General features: G+C 70.3%; 12 protein-coding genes. 5 read left to right on the top strand and 7 right to left on the bottom strand.

Going from position 1 to position 14,855, the window contains the following annotated elements; translation table 11 throughout:
• Nucleotides 1–29 precede the first annotated feature (29 nt).
• The 4 genes from ACZ63F_RS16280 to ACZ63F_RS16265 form a co-directional block, all read right to left on the bottom strand.
• A complete protein-coding gene (locus ACZ63F_RS16280; protein WP_469711706.1) occupies nucleotides 30–1,481 on the bottom strand; it encodes a glycosyltransferase family 2 protein in 1,452 nt (483 codons plus the stop codon).
• Between the two features lie 278 nt (nucleotides 1,482–1,759).
• A complete protein-coding gene (locus ACZ63F_RS16275) occupies nucleotides 1,760–3,127 on the bottom strand; it encodes a glycoside hydrolase family 26 protein (protein ID WP_469711704.1) in 1,368 nt (455 codons plus the stop codon).
• Between the two features lie 166 nt (nucleotides 3,128–3,293).
• Nucleotides 3,294–5,285: a glycosyl hydrolase family 28-related protein gene (locus ACZ63F_RS16270; protein WP_469711702.1), complete on the bottom strand. Its 1,992-nt coding sequence runs from the start codon at nucleotides 5,283–5,285 to the stop codon at nucleotides 3,294–3,296.
• Nucleotides 5,286–5,370: 85 nt separating this feature from the next.
• Entirely contained in the window at nucleotides 5,371–6,249 is an 879-nt protein-coding gene (locus ACZ63F_RS16265) for a hypothetical protein (RefSeq protein WP_469711699.1), read from the bottom strand.
• Between the two features lie 391 nt (nucleotides 6,250–6,640).
• Here ACZ63F_RS16265 and rplM point away from each other — a divergent pair, with 391 nt between their 5' ends.
• From rplM to ACZ63F_RS16245, 4 genes are all read left to right on the top strand, one after another.
• Entirely contained in the window at nucleotides 6,641–7,084 is a 444-nt protein-coding gene (gene rplM, locus ACZ63F_RS16260; RefSeq protein WP_351502660.1) for a 50S ribosomal protein L13, read from the top strand.
• 42 nt (nucleotides 7,085–7,126) lie between these two features.
• The gene (gene rpsI / locus ACZ63F_RS16255; protein WP_352359615.1) at nucleotides 7,127–7,639 is read left to right on the top strand and encodes a 30S ribosomal protein S9; all 513 of its coding nucleotides are present in this window, start codon (nucleotides 7,127–7,129) and stop codon (nucleotides 7,637–7,639) included.
• A gap of 180 nt (nucleotides 7,640–7,819) precedes the next feature.
• Entirely contained in the window at nucleotides 7,820–9,178 is a 1,359-nt protein-coding gene (gene glmM, locus ACZ63F_RS16250; RefSeq protein ID WP_352359613.1) for a phosphoglucosamine mutase, read from the top strand.
• A gap of 108 nt (nucleotides 9,179–9,286) precedes the next feature.
• The gene (locus ACZ63F_RS16245) at nucleotides 9,287–9,808 is read left to right on the top strand and encodes a hypothetical protein (RefSeq protein WP_469711696.1); all 522 of its coding nucleotides are present in this window, start codon (nucleotides 9,287–9,289) and stop codon (nucleotides 9,806–9,808) included.
• Here ACZ63F_RS16245 and ACZ63F_RS16240 read toward each other — a convergent pair.
• From ACZ63F_RS16240 to ACZ63F_RS16230, 3 genes are all read right to left on the bottom strand, one after another.
• Nucleotides 9,805–10,752: a DUF389 domain-containing protein gene (locus ACZ63F_RS16240; protein ID WP_469711694.1), complete on the bottom strand. Its 948-nt coding sequence runs from the start codon at nucleotides 10,750–10,752 to the stop codon at nucleotides 9,805–9,807. The genes ACZ63F_RS16245 and ACZ63F_RS16240 overlap by 4 nt on opposite strands.
• A gap of 21 nt (nucleotides 10,753–10,773) precedes the next feature.
• Nucleotides 10,774–11,742, bottom strand: coding sequence for a type I pantothenate kinase (gene coaA / locus ACZ63F_RS16235; RefSeq protein WP_352359609.1), 969 nt, complete (start codon nucleotides 11,740–11,742; stop codon nucleotides 10,774–10,776).
• Between the two features lie 82 nt (nucleotides 11,743–11,824).
• Nucleotides 11,825–12,757, bottom strand: a complete 933-nt coding sequence (locus ACZ63F_RS16230) for a CbrC family protein (protein WP_469711691.1) — start codon at nucleotides 12,755–12,757, stop codon at nucleotides 11,825–11,827.
• 246 nt (nucleotides 12,758–13,003) lie between these two features.
• Between ACZ63F_RS16230 and glmS the strand changes: the two genes are divergently transcribed.
• Nucleotides 13,004–14,851, top strand: a complete 1,848-nt coding sequence (gene glmS / locus ACZ63F_RS16225) for a glutamine--fructose-6-phosphate transaminase (isomerizing) (RefSeq protein WP_469711688.1) — start codon at nucleotides 13,004–13,006, stop codon at nucleotides 14,849–14,851.
• Nucleotides 14,852–14,855 lie beyond the last annotated feature (4 nt).

Raw genomic sequence — 14,855 nt, 5'->3', positions numbered from 1 at the left:
ACGCATGTCAGTGGTTGTCTTCCGGGCGGCTAGGCGGGCTTGGCGATCACGACGAACTTGTTCTCCTCGCGACGGACGAACTTCAGGAAGCCCTTGAAGCCGCCGAGCCCTTCCATCACGGAGAAGACGGGGATGAGCGCGACCACCACGATCGGCTCCCACCACTTGCGCCGGCCGCTGATCGACGCGAGCGCGTTCAGCCGCAGTCCCTCCCAGTAGGTCCAGATGACGTAGGCGAAGTTGAAGGCCCACAGGACGGTGATGGACTGGGTCACGGGCGAGGTGTTCATGTCGTTGAAGAGCCAGCCGATGAGGAGCACGGCGCCGATGTGCTGGAGCGGGCCGAGGATCCAGGTGGTCACGCAGATCGACAGGAACCAGCGGTAGCGCAACGGCACGGCCCTGTTGAAGCAGAGGGCCACCAGGCCCCAGGCCCAGCGGTCCCGCTGCTTGACGAAGTCGGCCGCGGTCGCGGGAGAGGCGCCGTAACAGCGGCCGTTGAACCAGTCACTGCGACCCGGGTACTTGCGGCAGAAGGTCAGGGCGAGCCGGGCGTCCTCGACGATCTCCTTGGGGCCGAAGTCCCAGCCGATCTCGGCCTCGATGGACGCGCGTAGCACCAGCAGCTCGCCGTGCACGCCGGCAGCCGGGGTGCCCATACCGGTCAGCGCCCGGAAGCGGGCGATGTCGTCGGCGGGGCGCACCGCGTCGGCGAGCCAGGTGAACTTGTTGACCGCGTTCTCGCGCGGATACGTGAGGATGCCCTGGGCCATGTGCTTCGCCTCGTCGGGGTGAGCGCGGCGCTGGCGGTTGATGAACTGGGCGAGCGAGGACGCGGTGTCAGGGCCGACGCCGGTGTCGTCGTCCATGTGCAGCACCCAGACGTAGTCGAGGGCCTCGCCCTCCTCGATACGCAGTTCGTGGGCGTAGTGGTTGGCGCGGGCCTTGAAACGGGTGCCGTTGGCCGGGACGTAGTCCTTGGGGACCGTGATCACCCGGATCAGCGGGTGGGAGTCGGCGAGCCGGTCGATGTCCGCGGCCGCCTCGCAGCCCTCCTCGGTGAGGATGTCGACGCGCATGTACGGGAACCACTCGGGCAGGTGATCGACGTACGAGAGGATCGAGCGCTCGAGGGCCGGGTAGGTGTCGTTGCGGCCGATGGTCGGGCACAGGACGATCAGGAAGTCCTGTTCGGCCGGTGCGGGCGGGGTCATCAGGTCGCTCTTGCGGACCCGGCGGCGGATCAGCAGGGCGCCCTGGATGCCGACCAGCACACCGGCCACCGGCAGGGACCACACAACGGTCAGGACCCAGCTCAGCAGGGAGGTACTGGGCCGGAAGCTCCACAGCCCGAACACGACCAGGAAAACGAAAGGCAGTAGGAAGGGGAGGATTCCCGGCTTCCACGCCGCGGTGCGCTTGGCCAGCTTCTGATTGTGCCGCGAATACGGCACACCCCCGTCGACCAGTGTCGATGCCATGACGACTGCGGAACTCCCGTGTAATCGGTGGTGCGTCGAGGCAACGACGGATCTCAGTCACGGCACGCGCGAGCAGTGCCTGGCGGCTGGGTTGTTCCGGGTCCATCCCCCTCGACGCCTTCTTCGGCGCCTCGGCCACTGCCGCTCAGATGCCCCCCCAGGCGCCCGCGTCACTGACCGAATAGACACTGGATCCTCGCATGCATGGGCGTTACAGGGAATGCTTGTGAGAAGGATGTGTTCAAAAGTTAATCAAGTTACGCCTTGTGTGGTGATCTTCACTCAGTGTCGGCGGCTTGGGTTGGATGGCCGCCGGTGATCAACTTCGAAGACCCATAGGTCTGTTTGACGTCGGCCGTCGTGTTCTTCGCCCGCGGGGCGGAGACGTTGTCGTACGTGAGTGATTGACCCCACACCGTCCACATGACCCAAGGGGTCCGTGTGAGGGTCCGGGGCTGGGCCGCGTTCAGGGGGACGTGGAAGGACTCGGCGACGACGCGCGGCCGGTCGAACTCCTCCAGCCCGCGGTACCAGATCTCGGTCCAGGCGCCCTTGCCGAGCGGCTTCGCAGGGGTGTCGCTGTAGGCGTCGACGCCTACCACGTCCACGTAGTCCCCGCCGGGGTAGTACTTGGCGGGCGAGCGGCCGTAGCCCCCGTCCCAGGAGTTCGGCGACCACACGAAGAGCAGGTTGTGCAGCCCGCGCCGGTTCACCAGGTAGTCGTACGTCAGCCGCCACAGCCTTCGGTACGTGGACGGATCCTGCCCGGCCCACCAGAAACCGTGCCCCGGGGCCGCGTTCATCTCGTGGTACGGCCGCAGCAGCACCGGCACTCCCTGGCCTGCGAGGTAGCCGAGGTGGTCCGCGAGGAAGTCGAGGTCGTGCAGGAGGGCCTGGTGCTCGGCGGTGCCCTCGGTGGCCACCCGGCCGAACCAGCCGGGGTCCTTCGCGCCGGGGGAGTTGGCGTGCAGCGTCTGGGCGAAGCCCTTGACCGGGCTGCCCGGGTAGGGCTGGTGGAAGGAGAAGCCGACCAGACCGGCCGGCCTGCCTCCGTTGTGCGGCAGGGACACGTCCGCGTGTGCCGCGCACTCCCGGTGCGTGCCAGAGACCCGGTAGGAGCCGTCGGCCGCCCGGGGCAGCCCCGCCCACACGCCGACGGCGAGGTCCACCGCGTCCTCGATGTAACCCCAGTAGGGGCGGCAGGCGGGCCAGGCCTTGTTGTACGGGCGTGCCGTGCCCACCGCCCAGCCCGGCTGTCCGTACCCGGGACCCAGGTCCAGCTCCACGAAGCCGGGCAGCCGGCCGGTGATGTCGTGGACCTTCTTGTAGTAGTAGCCCGGCTGCTTGGTGCCCCGGTAGTCGCCGTACGACACGTTGTAGCGCTCGTTGTGCAGCTCGACGTGCTGGCCGATGACCGTCCGGGACGGCTCGCCACGCCGCGCCCGGTTCTCCAGGCCGGCGAGCAGGGCGTAGACCCGGCGGGCGGCGGGCGTCGCCGCGGGATCGCGGTTGCGCAGTTCGGTGGGGACGGGCCGGGGGGTGCGCGCGGTGTCCTCGGAGTCCCGCAGCGCCCACCACACCGCGGGGGGACCCAGCAGCCCCGCGACAGCCGCCCCTATGAACCCGACCCGTCCCCGCATGCGCATGACCGCAGCCCGCTCCCGTGTCTCTCCCCGACCGGCCCCCGGCCCTGGCCGAAACCATTCTGCCCCGCCCCGGCCAGCGCCCCGGTAAGGGCGCAGGGAACTGCGCGACCAGGCACGACGGCGCCGCAGTCGTCGGACTGCACATCGCGTACGTCCAGCGGAGCGCTCAGGCGGGCTCCACGATGAGCCAGGCGACGGTCGAGGTGTCGCCGGCCACCCCCTTGACGGTGAAGGACGTGCCGACGGTGCGTCCCGCGACGTAGGCCACGCCCGCCGGGGTGCCGCCGGGTGCCTGCACGGTGAGGAAGATGCGGCTCGACGCGGTCACCGCCGTCGTGGGCACCGTCACCGCCGTCGCCCCGTTCAGCGTCAGGGTGCCCATCTTGGCGTTGGTGCCCTCCTTGACCCTGAGCCCCTTGCCGGCCAGACCCGCCACGAGGTCCGAGTCGGTGCTGCCCACCTGCGCCGGCGCCAGCCGCCCCCAGCTGGTGTCCCGGCCCGCCGAGCCGCCGGGGCCGAAGGTCTGGGTGCCGTTCACCTCGATGGCGAACCGGTTGACGGAGTCGCCGCTCACCCCGGCCTGGAAGACCCGTGAGGCGGCGTCCGCGCTGGTCACCGCGTATCCCTGGCCGGCCGGGCGGGCCTGGACGAGGCTGATGCCCGGGCTCGCCGAGGCGTTCACGACGACACCCGGGGTGGTGAGCGTGACGCGGCCGGAGCTGCGGCGGACGCTGATCGGCGTGTCCAGGGCCGTACCGTCGTCGCCGTACCGGACGAGGACGAAGTCCGAGCCCTCGTCCGCGCCCGACTCCGTCGCGTCCGTGGTCCGCAGGGCCCACCGGCGGTTCTTGCCCCGGGACCAGAACTGCACGTCCCGGTTGGTGCCCGCGGCCCCGGAGAGCATGTGCACATCGGACTTGTCCCAGGTGATGCCGGAAGCGTCCTGGAGGCCCGCGGCCACACCGCTGTGGCGGACGAGTGCAACGCCGGCGTCGTTGAAGGCGGCCGTCGTGCCGACGTACTCACCGCCGACCACCGAGACCACGCTCGCGGTGTTCAGGGCGGACGTCGTGATGCCGTACGACGGTGACAGGTCGCCCGTGTTGTCGTCGTCGCGGCCGGTCGTGGTGGAGCAGGCGGTGAGGACCACGCCCTCCGCCGAGGGGCCGGTGACGCTGAAGCCCGAGTAGCCGGTGCCGGACCTGCCGTCGCGCTTGGCCAGGCAGCCCACGAACTGGATGAAACGGCCGCCGGCCGAGGTGGCGACGTGGAAGCCGTCCTGGCCGCTGCGGTCGGTGTTGCAGCCGACGACGACCATCGAGTAGTTGATGCCGGAGATCGCGTAGCCGTGCTGGGCGTTCCATTCGGAGCGGCAGTCGACCATGGTCACGGCGTTGGGGTTGAGGATGTCGTAGCCGTGGCCATTGTTGCCCTGGGAGTAGCACTGGAAGAGGTCGGCGTCGACCAGACCGCCGCCGGTGCCCGCCGCGTCGCCGAAGGTGAGGCCGTGGCCGTCGTTGTCGACGCAGTGCACCTGGTTGAGCTGGAGGCCGGCCGCGTTCTGGGCGTTCAGGCCGTGGCCGGTGCAGCGCCAGACCGTCACCTTGTCCATGCCGACGTCCTTGACGCCCGGGTTGATCCGGACGCCGTCGATCGCGGCGCCGCCGGCGTCCTTCTGGTCGCGGCCGTCCAGGGCGAGGCCGTGGAGGCGGGGGCCGCCGCGGTAGGCGGAGTCGGCGTAGTCGCCGTTCACCGGTGCCGGGTCGATGACGATCAGGGCCTCGCCGGTGAAGTTGCCGATGCCGGGGCGGAGGAAGGAGTCGGCCATGTCGGTGCGCACCGGGAAGTGCGGGTTCCAGTCGCCCCGGAGGGTCACGCCCAGCGAGAGCCTGAGCGGGGCGGCGATGCGGTACTTGCCGGGCGGGAAGTAGACCGTGCCGCCCTGGCCGGCCGCGTCGATCGCCTTCTGGATGGCCGGCCGGTCGTCGGTGGAGTCGTCGCCGAGGGCGCCGTACTCGGCGTCCCGCACGTTCAGCCAGCCCGCGCCGGTGCCGGCGGCGGCCGCCGCCGGGGTCGCGGCGGTGGCCGTGACGGCGAGGGCCGTGCCGCCGAGGCCGGCCGCGCCGGCGAGCAGTCTGCGTCTGGACGTGTCCGTCATGAGTCCCCCCAGGGCCCCGGGGACCGGTGATGTCCTTGATCACCGGCCAGGTACGGGGGAGACTCTCACGTGCCCGGCGGGCAGGTCACCGGTTGGCCGCCGCCGACGCCTCTGCCTCGCCGCGGCGGTGGATCTGGCGGAAGGTGAACTCCGCCAGGTCGTCGCCGGCCTGGAAGACCTTGGTGTCCTTGGTGGTGACGTCCTTGCCGTTCAGGAAGCCGGCGGTGGTGAAGTACGCGTAGCGGCCGTACGAATTGGTCGTCGTACGGCAGACGCCGGAATCGCAGAAGGCCTTGACGCCGGAGCCGGCCAGGGTGGTCACGAAGCCCTTCTTGTCGGCGTCGGTCTTGGCCTTGCCCGCCTGCGCCTCGGTGTTGAAGACGGCCACCCCGACCGTCACGGCGACGCCGTCCTTGAAGTAGGTGACCCGCAGCAGGCGGGTGCAGCCGTCCTTGTCGAGGACGGCAGGCAGGGAGCCCTTGGCGGCCGTGGCGCACTTCTTCGTGTCGGCCGTGGCGCCCTTCTTGTAGACCGTCTCGCCCATGGTCAGCTGGGTGCCCGGGAAGAGGGTCGCGGCGCTCAGCGGGGCCGTGTCCTTCTGCACGCTCGATATGAACTCCTCCGGGTCCAGCGGCGGCGGCGCGCTGGTCGGAGCGAAGGACGGCACCGCGCCGGCCGTGTCGCTGGGCAGCGAGGCGCTGGCCGGCAGGTTGGTGGGCGTGCCGGAGGCCTTGTTGTCACCGTTGGCGGACACCACGGCCATCGCGACGGCGGTGCCGATCGCCAGCGTGGCGACCACGCCGCCGCCGATGAACAGCACTCTGCGCCGCTTGTTCCGCGTCTCCGACGCCTCGGCGAGCGACGCCCAGTCCGGGGTCTGGCCGGCCCCGCTGCTCCAGGGCTGCTGAGACTGCGGTTTCCACGGATCCCACTGGGACTGAGGTCCCCCCTGCCCATAACTCATGGGGCGCATCTTAGACGGGGGCCGGGGGGTGCCGGTGCGACTGTACGAACGGAGACCGGTGACCCTCGGGGGGCTTTTGGGGGACCTTTGGGGGCAGGACGGCGCATCCTGGTACGGGCGTGCGCCCAGGATGTCCGCGGCGGTCGGCGACCGCTCGTCCCGACGTCCACGCGAGCTCGTTTTGACCCGTCCGGGGCCGTCCTTGTACGCTTGCTCTTCGTTGTGTATTGGCCCGCTCATTCTCACGGGAGTGGCCTCTACCTAGGTTCCCTGGAGCAGTTACCAGTGGGCGGCATACGGGCAGCGTCCCCGGCATTGTCGTCCCCAGCTGCACGATCGCTTCAGTGATGCCATGTGTCAGCACCCATCCACTGAAGAAGAAGGCTGCGAAGTGCGTACGTACAGCCCCAAGCCCGGCGATGTGACTCGCCAGTGGCACGTCATTGACGCTCAGGACGTCGTCCTGGGCCGTCTCGCCACCACCGCCGCGACCCTTCTCCGCGGCAAGCACAAGCCGATCTACGCGCCGCACGTCGACGCTGGTGACTTCGTCATCATCATCAACGCCGACAAGGTGCACCTGTCCGGCAACAAGCGGACCCAGAAGATGGCGTACCGCCACTCCGGCTACCCGGGCGGTCTGCGCTCCGTCCGCTACGACGAGCTGCTGGACAAGAACCCCGAGAAGGCCATCGAGAAGGCCGTCAAGGGCATGCTCCCCAAGAACACCCTGGGCCGTCAGATGCTCACGAAGCTGAAGGTCTACCGAGGCGAGAACCACCCGCACGCTGCTCAGCAGCCGGTTCCGTTCGAGATCACCCAGGTCGCGCAGTAAGTCCGGCCACCCCCTAAGACTGAAGAGAATCTGAGGAGCATCGTGGCCGAGACCACTGCCGAGCAGCCGCTCGAAGAGCTTGACATCGACAGCTACACCACGGAGTCGGACGTCCCCGTCGAGGGCGAGTACACCTCCGAGTCCCTCGCGTCCCGCTTCGGCGACCCGCAGCCGGCCGCCGGCCTGGGCCGTCGCAAGAACGCCATCGCCCGCGTCCGGATCGTCCCGGGCACCGGCAAGTGGAAGATCAACGGCCGCACCCTCGAGGACTACTTCCCGAACAAGGTGCACCAGCAGGAAGTCAACGAGCCCTTCAAGGTGCTCGAGCTCGAGGGCCGTTACGACGTCGTCGCCCGCATCGCCGGTGGCGGTGTCTCCGGTCAGGCCGGTGCGCTCCGTCTCGGTGTCGCCCGCGCGCTGAACGAGGCCGACGTCGACAACAACCGCGGCCCGCTCAAGAAGGCCGGCTTCCTCCGCCGCGACGACCGTGCGGTCGAGCGCAAGAAGGCCGGTCTGAAGAAGGCCCGCAAGGCCCCGCAGTACAGCAAGCGCTGATCACCAGCTGCCTGCACGTACTCCGAACGCCCCGGCGGCACGCCACATGTGCCGTCGGGGCGTTCGTTTATCCCGGTCAAGGGCGTATAACGACACAAGACGCTCAAAGGCTGGTGTGATCGCATGACTAAGCGCCTGCCATCATTTCCTGGCAGCAAGGACGCTTCTTCAGGAGGACAAGTGGGACGACTCTTCGGCACGGACGGCGTGCGCGGTGTCGCCAACGCGGACCTGACCGCCGAGATGGCGCTCGGCCTGTCCGTCGCGGCGGCGCACGTGCTGGCCGAGGCGGGCACGTTCGAGGGCCACCGGCCGACGGCGGTCGTCGGACGGGACCCGCGCGCGTCCGGGGAGTTCCTGGAGGCCGCCGTGGTCGCGGGCCTGGCCAGCGCCGGCGTCGACGTCCTGAGCGTGGGCGTCCTCCCGACACCGGCGGTCGCGTTCCTGACCGGCGCGCTCGGCGCCGACCTCGGCGTCATGCTCTCCGCCAGCCACAACGCCATGCCCGACAACGGCATCAAGTTCTTCGCCCGCGGCGGCCACAAGCTCGCCGACGAGCTGGAGGACCGGATCGAGGCGGTGTACGAGTCGCACCGGCACGGCGAGCCGTGGGAACGGCCGACCGGCGCGGGCGTGGGCCGGCTGCGGTCGTACGACGAGGGCTTCGAGCAGTACCTCGGCCACCTCCTGTCGGTCCTGCCCAACCGGCTCGACGGGCTGAAGATCGTCCTGGACGAGGCGCACGGCGCGGCCGCGGGGGTCTCGCCGGAGGCGTTCCGCCGGGCCGGCGCCGAGATCGTCACCATCGGCGCGGAGCCGGACGGGCTCAACATCAACGACGGCTGCGGCTCGACCCACCTCGGCAAGCTCAAGGCCGCGGTCGTCGAGCACGGCGCGGACTTCGGCATCGCGCACGACGGGGACGCGGACCGCTGCCTCGCCGTCGACCACACCGGCGAGGAGATCGACGGCGACCAGATCCTCGCGGTGCTCGCGCTCGCCATGCGCGAGCGCGGTGAGCTGCGCGCCGACACCGTCGTCGCCACCGTCATGTCCAACCTCGGCTTCAAACTGGCGCTGGAGCGGGAGGGGTTGCACCTCGTGCAGACCGCGGTCGGCGACCGGTACGTGCTGGAGGAGATGAAGGAGCACGGCTACGCCCTCGGCGGCGAGCAGTCCGGCCACGTCATCATCCTCGACCACGCGACGACCGGCGACGGCACGCTGACCGGGCTGCTGCTGGCGGCGCGGGTCGCCGAGACCGGGCGGTCGCTGCGGGAGCTGGCGGGCGTGATGGAGCGGCTGCCGCAGGTGCTGATCAATGTGCCGGACGTCGACAAGTCGCGGGTGAGGACCTCCGGGGACCTGGCGGCGGCGGTCGCGGAGGCGGAGCGGGAGCTCGGGGAGACCGGGCGGGTGCTGCTTCGCCCTTCGGGCACGGAGCCGCTGGTGCGGGTGATGGTCGAGGCGGCCGACATCGAGCAGGCCCGGTCGGTGGCGGGGCGGCTGGCCGACGCGGTGAAGTCGGCGCTGGGTTGAGCCTCAAGGCGTAGCAAAAAGTGCGCGACCGATCACTGACTGTTTCTCTTGCGTCGAGGCCGCTCTGTGCGGCGCCCTCTCGACGGAAGAGAACACAGCATGAAGATCGTGAGCACCATCCTGAAGCGAGCGGCCGGTCCGGTTCTGGTGGCGGGCCTCGTCGTCACCTCGTCCGCCACCGCGGTCGCCGCCGCCCCGCCACCGGGCTCCACGGCGTTCCGTATCTTCGGCGGCCTGGTCGGACTCCAGGCGCGTGCCGGAGTGAACAACGTGGTCACGGCCAGCACTTCCACCGGCCGGCTGATCCTCACGGACGCCACGGGCATCGCGATCGGCCCGGGCTGCACCCGGGTGGACGCCAACACCGCGGACTGCGGCATCGCCACCACGGTCACCCGGCTCGCGGTACAGCTGGGCGACGGGAACGACACCTTCGACGGTTCCACCGCCAATGTCAGCACCGTCGCCGATGCCGGTACGGGCACCGACAAGGTGACGACCAACGGCCGCAGCGACACGGTCGGCGTGGAGGACAACACCGGCGGTGACACGGTCGACTGCGGCGGCGGCACGGACACCGTGTTCGCCGACCCCGGCGACACCATCACGAACTGCGAGCGGCAGTTCTAGGAACCGCCGGCCTTCGCCGTGCGCTCACGCCGGCTGGCCCAGAACCACTTCTGGGCCAGCAGCGTCAGCGCTCCCGCCAGCACGATCCCCAGCAGGTTCAGCAGTAGTTGTTCCGACGAACCCCACGCCTGGCGGTACTCCGTGAAGGCGAAGGCCACGGCCGCGTTCGCGGCTGCCGGGACCGTCGTCACCGAGATGGCGACGCCCACCAGGGCGCCGGACTTCGCGGAGGTCAGGGAGAGTATGCCGGCGATGCCGGCCAGGACCGCGACGACGAACGAGAAGGCGTCGGGGCGGTAGATGAAGTTGGTGTTCGGGCGTTCCGCCTCCAGCTGCACCTTCGTGAACAGGCCGAGGCCGTCCATGAGGTAGGTGAACCCGACCGTCACGAGCATCGCCACCGCGAAGCCGACCAGCAGCGCGACGACGGAGCGCACCGCCAGGCGGGGCCGGCGCCGCACCAGTGCCGTGCACAGGCCGGCCAGCGGGCCGAACTCCGGGCCCACCGCCATCGCCCCCACGATCAGGATCGCGTTGTCCAGGACGACACCGCAGGCCGCGATCATCGTGGCCAGCGTGATGAAGGCGACGTAGGTGACCGACAGCGTCGACTCCTCGTGGGTCGCCTCGGTCAGCCCCTCCCACAGCACCGCGTCCGCGCCCTCGCCCGGGGCCTCCGCCTCGGCCTCGTCGGCGCGGTGGGAGAGGCTCAGGTCGATGTCCTCGACGGCGATCGAGCCGGTGCGGTCGAGATCCAACGCCCGCAGCCCGTGGATGAGTTCGTCCCCGGCCTCGCGGGCCACGTCGCACATCACGACGTCCCCGGCCGGGTCGCGGGCGGCGCCCGGCAGCACGACCAGGTGCGTGGTGCCCACAGTCGTCGAGATCAGGCGGACCACGTCGTCCGTCCGGCCGGCCGGGGTGATCAGGCGCAGATGCAGCATGACGCCTTTCTAACAGGCGTTCTAGAGCTTGCGGAGCCGCAGTCGCTGCACCTTGTGGTCAGGGCCCTTGCGGACGACCAGGGTGGCGCGGCCGCGGGTCGGGGCGATGTTCTCCACCAGGTTGGGCTTGTTGATGGTCCGCCAGAGACCGCGGGCGTAGTCGACGGCCTCCTCCTCCGAGACCTGGGTGTACTTCCGGAAGTACGAGTCCGGGTTCTGGAAGGCGGTCGCACGCAGCTTGCGGAAGCGGTTGAGGTACCAGCGTTCGATGTCCTCGGTGCTCGCGTCGACGTACACGCTGAAGTCGAAGTAGTCGGCGAGACCGACGCGGGTGCGGCCGTCCTGGCCGGGGAGGGCGGGCTGGAGGACGTTGAGGCCCTCGACGATGAGGATGTCCGGCCGGCGGACGGTGAGCTTCCGGTCCGGGACGATGTCGTAGATGAGGTGGGAGTAGACGGGGGCGGTGACCTCGTCCTTGCCGGCCTTGATGTCGGCGACGAAGCGGGTCAGGGCCCGGCGGTCGTACGACTCGGGGAAGCCCTTGCGGGACATCAGGCCGCGGGCTTCGAGTTCCCTGGTCGGGAGCAGGAAGCCGTCCGTGGTCACCAGCTCGACGCGGGGGTGCTCGGGCCAGCGGGAGAGCAGGGCCTGCAGCAGCCGGGCGACGGTGGACTTCCCGACGGCCACCGAGCCGGCGACACCTATGACGAACGGGGTGCCGGACTGGGAACCCTGCTCACCGAGGAAGGTGTTCAGGGCGCCTCTGAGGCCGTCCGTGGCACCGACGTACAGATTCAGCAGCCGGGACAGCGGGAGATAGATGTCCCGCACCTCGTCGAGGTCGATGACGTCGCCGAGGCCGCGCAGCTTCTCGACCTCCTCGGCGGTGAGCGGCAGCGGCGTCTTGTCGCGCAGCGCGCTCCACTCGGAACGGGTGAGGTCGACGTAGGGAGTCGCCTCCGGCCTGTGCCGGTGGGCGCTCCGGGGCATCGGGGAGACCGGAGAGATCACATTCCATTGTTAACGGAGTTTGAACGGGGTGGGGGGTGGGGTCGGTCACGTGGGGTTCTGCTCAGGTGAAGTCGGCATACGCGAGGTGGATGCCACAGGCCCTGCACCGGAAGAGGTAGGCGGTGGGCGAGCCGTCCTTGTCGAGCGAGGCCGGCAGGCCCTCGGCCTGACCGGCCGGCCACTGGCGGCGCAGGTGCTCGACCGCGCTCGGATACGCCGTGAGCTCCCGGGCTCCGGCGCGGCCGAGGAAGGCGGCGCCGTCGCCGCAGTGCGTCAGCCAGTACGGGGACTGCCAGGCGACGAACCCCGGAGTGCGTTCCAGGATGGTCAGTACGACCTCCCGGGGTACGTCCCCGTCGACCGTGTCGGTGAAGGAGGCGCCGTGGCGTTCGGCGGTGGTGCCGAAGGCGATGCAGTACGGGCAGATGCCGGTGCCGGGCGCGTCCGCCGCGTAGACGGGTCCTGTGTAGATCCACCCGCGCTGCTGCCCGCAGCACCCGCACGCCTCGTCGGAGGCGGTCACGGAGCCGGTGGCGACCGGGTTCGGGTGGTAGGGGAAGTCCGGGAGGATCGGCCGCAGGGGTTCTGCCGGCTGCGGGTCGATGATCTGCGCGAGCGCCCGGCCGGTCAGGGCGGTGGGCGGTACCACGATCGCGTCCGCGCGCAGCGGCTCCGGCAAATGCCCGCGGTCGGCTTCGTCCCCGACGATCGCCGGTCCGTCCTGAGGCAGCACCACCGCGCCAGTGCGGCGGGCTAGTTGGGCCATGCGGTCGAGGACGGCGCCGGTGGAGAAGCGGTTGAAGGTGAGCCCCGTCGAGTCGCCGTAGACCTCCGAGCCGCCTCCGTCCCCGGCTTCGAGGTCCCAGGACTCCGGGAGTCCGGAGGCAGGCATGCCGCCGACCGTGACAGGGCCGAGTACCTCGCGTATCACCGTTTCGTCCATCGGCACCGGTTCTCCGTCGACGAACCGGCACACGTACAGGCTGTAACTCACGGGGCCTCCTGCTCCTGCGTTGCGCCGAGGGCCGAAGCTACCGTCCAGGCGGAACGAACGGGGGCCTGAGCGCGGTCGGACCGGGATTCGGCCGTGCGTCTCGCGCTCTTCGGTCTGCCGGTCTGCCGGTCCGCCGGTCCGGCGGGCCGGGTGGGTGTGGATCGTGGGGCGTAAGGGCGGGATGATTTCCGATTTCGGGCACGCTGAGCCGGGTTCGGGTGGGGAGCGGCCCTTAGGCTGCCGCTCATGTGTGGAATCGTGGGATACGTGGGGGCGCAGTCGGCGCTCGATGTGGTGGTCGCCGGGCTCAAGCGGCTGGAGTACCGGGGGTACGACTCGGCGGGTGTCGCCGTGCTCGCGGACGGCGGGCTGGCCTCGGCGAAGAAGGCCGGGAAGCTGGTCAACCTGGAGAAGGAGCTGACGGAGCGGCCGCTGCCGGCCGGTGGCACCGGCATCGGGCACACCCGGTGGGCCACGCACGGCGGCCCGACGGACGCCAACGCGCACCCGCACCTCGACAACGCGGGCCGGGTCGCCGTCGTCCACAACGGGATCATCGAGAACTTCGCCGCGCTGCGCGGGGAGTTGGCCGAGCGCGGGCACGACCTCGCGTCCGAGACGGACACCGAGGTGGTCGCGCACCTGCTCGCCGAGGAGTTCTCCGGCACCGCCGACCTCGCCGAGGCGATGCGGCTGGTGTGCCGGCGGCTGGAGGGCGCGTTCACGCTGGTCGCGGTGCACGCCGACGACCCGGACGTGGTCGTCGGCGCACGCCGGAACTCCCCGCTCGTGGTGGGCGTTGGAGAGGGCGAGGCCTTTCTCGCCTCGGACGTCGCCGCGTTCATCGCCCACACGCGGTCGGCGATCGAGCTGGGCCAGGACCAGGTGGTGGAGCTGCGCCGGGACGGCGTGACGGTGACCGGCTTCGACGGCGCTCCGGCGGACGTCCGCTCGTACCACGTCGACTGGGACGCGTCGGCAGCGGAAAAGGGGGGTTATGACTACTTCATGCTCAAGGAGATCGCCGAGCAGCCCAAGGCGGTCGCCGACACCCTCCTGGGCCGCATCGACGCGAACGGCTCGCTGACGCTGGACGAGGTCCGGATCGGCGCCGCCGAACTCCGGGAGGTCGACAAGGTCGTCATCGTCGCGTGCGGTACGGCCTTCCACGCCGGCCTGATCGCCAAGTACGCCATCGAGCACTGGACGCGCATCCCGTGCGAGGTGGAGCTGGCCAGCGAGTTCCGCTACCGGGACCCGATCCTGGACTCGCGCTCACTGGTCATCGCCATCTCCCAGTCCGGGGAGACCATGGACACCCTGATGGCGCTCAGGCACGCGCGCGAGCAGGGCTCCAAGGTCCTCGCGATCTGCAACACCAACGGCTCGACGATCCCGCGCGAGTCGGACGCGGTGCTGTACACCCACGCCGGACCCGAGGTCGCGGTCGCCTCGACCAAGGCGTTCCTCACCCAGCTGGTGGCCTGCTACCTGGTGGCGCTGTACCTCGGCCAGGTGCGGGGCACCAAGTGGGGCGACGAGATCAGCGCCGTGATCCGGGACCTCTCGCACATCTCCGGCGAGGTCGAACGGGTCCTGGAGACCATGGAGCCGGTACGGGCGCTGGCGCGGACGCTGGCGGACAAGAAGACCGTGCTGTTCCTCGGCCGGCACGTCGGCTACCCGGTGGCCCTCGAAGGCGCCCTGAAGCTCAAGGAGCTGGCGTACATGCACGCCGAGGGCTTCGCGGCGGGCGAGCTGAAGCACGGGCCGATCGCGCTGATCGAGGAGGACCTGCCGGTGGTCGTCGTGGTCCCGTCCCCGCGCGGCCGCTCGGTCCTCCACGACAAGATCGTGTCCAACATCCAGGAGATCCGGGCCCGCGGCGCCCGCACCATCGTGATCGCGGAGGACGGCGACGAGGCGGTCGTACCGTACGCCGACCACCTGATCCGGATCCCGGCCACCCCGACCCTGCTCCAGCCGCTGGTCGCCACCGTCCCGCTCCAGGTCTTCGCCTGCGAGCTGGCCACCGCCCGGGGCAACGAGGTGGACCAGCCGAGGAATCTCGCCAAGTCGGTCACCGTGGAGTGACCTT

It is taken from the genome of Streptomyces sp. NPDC104761 (assembly GCF_055583445.1).
Note: the sequence above shows the minus strand (reverse complement) of the source record. Positions and strands in the feature narration are given on the sequence as shown.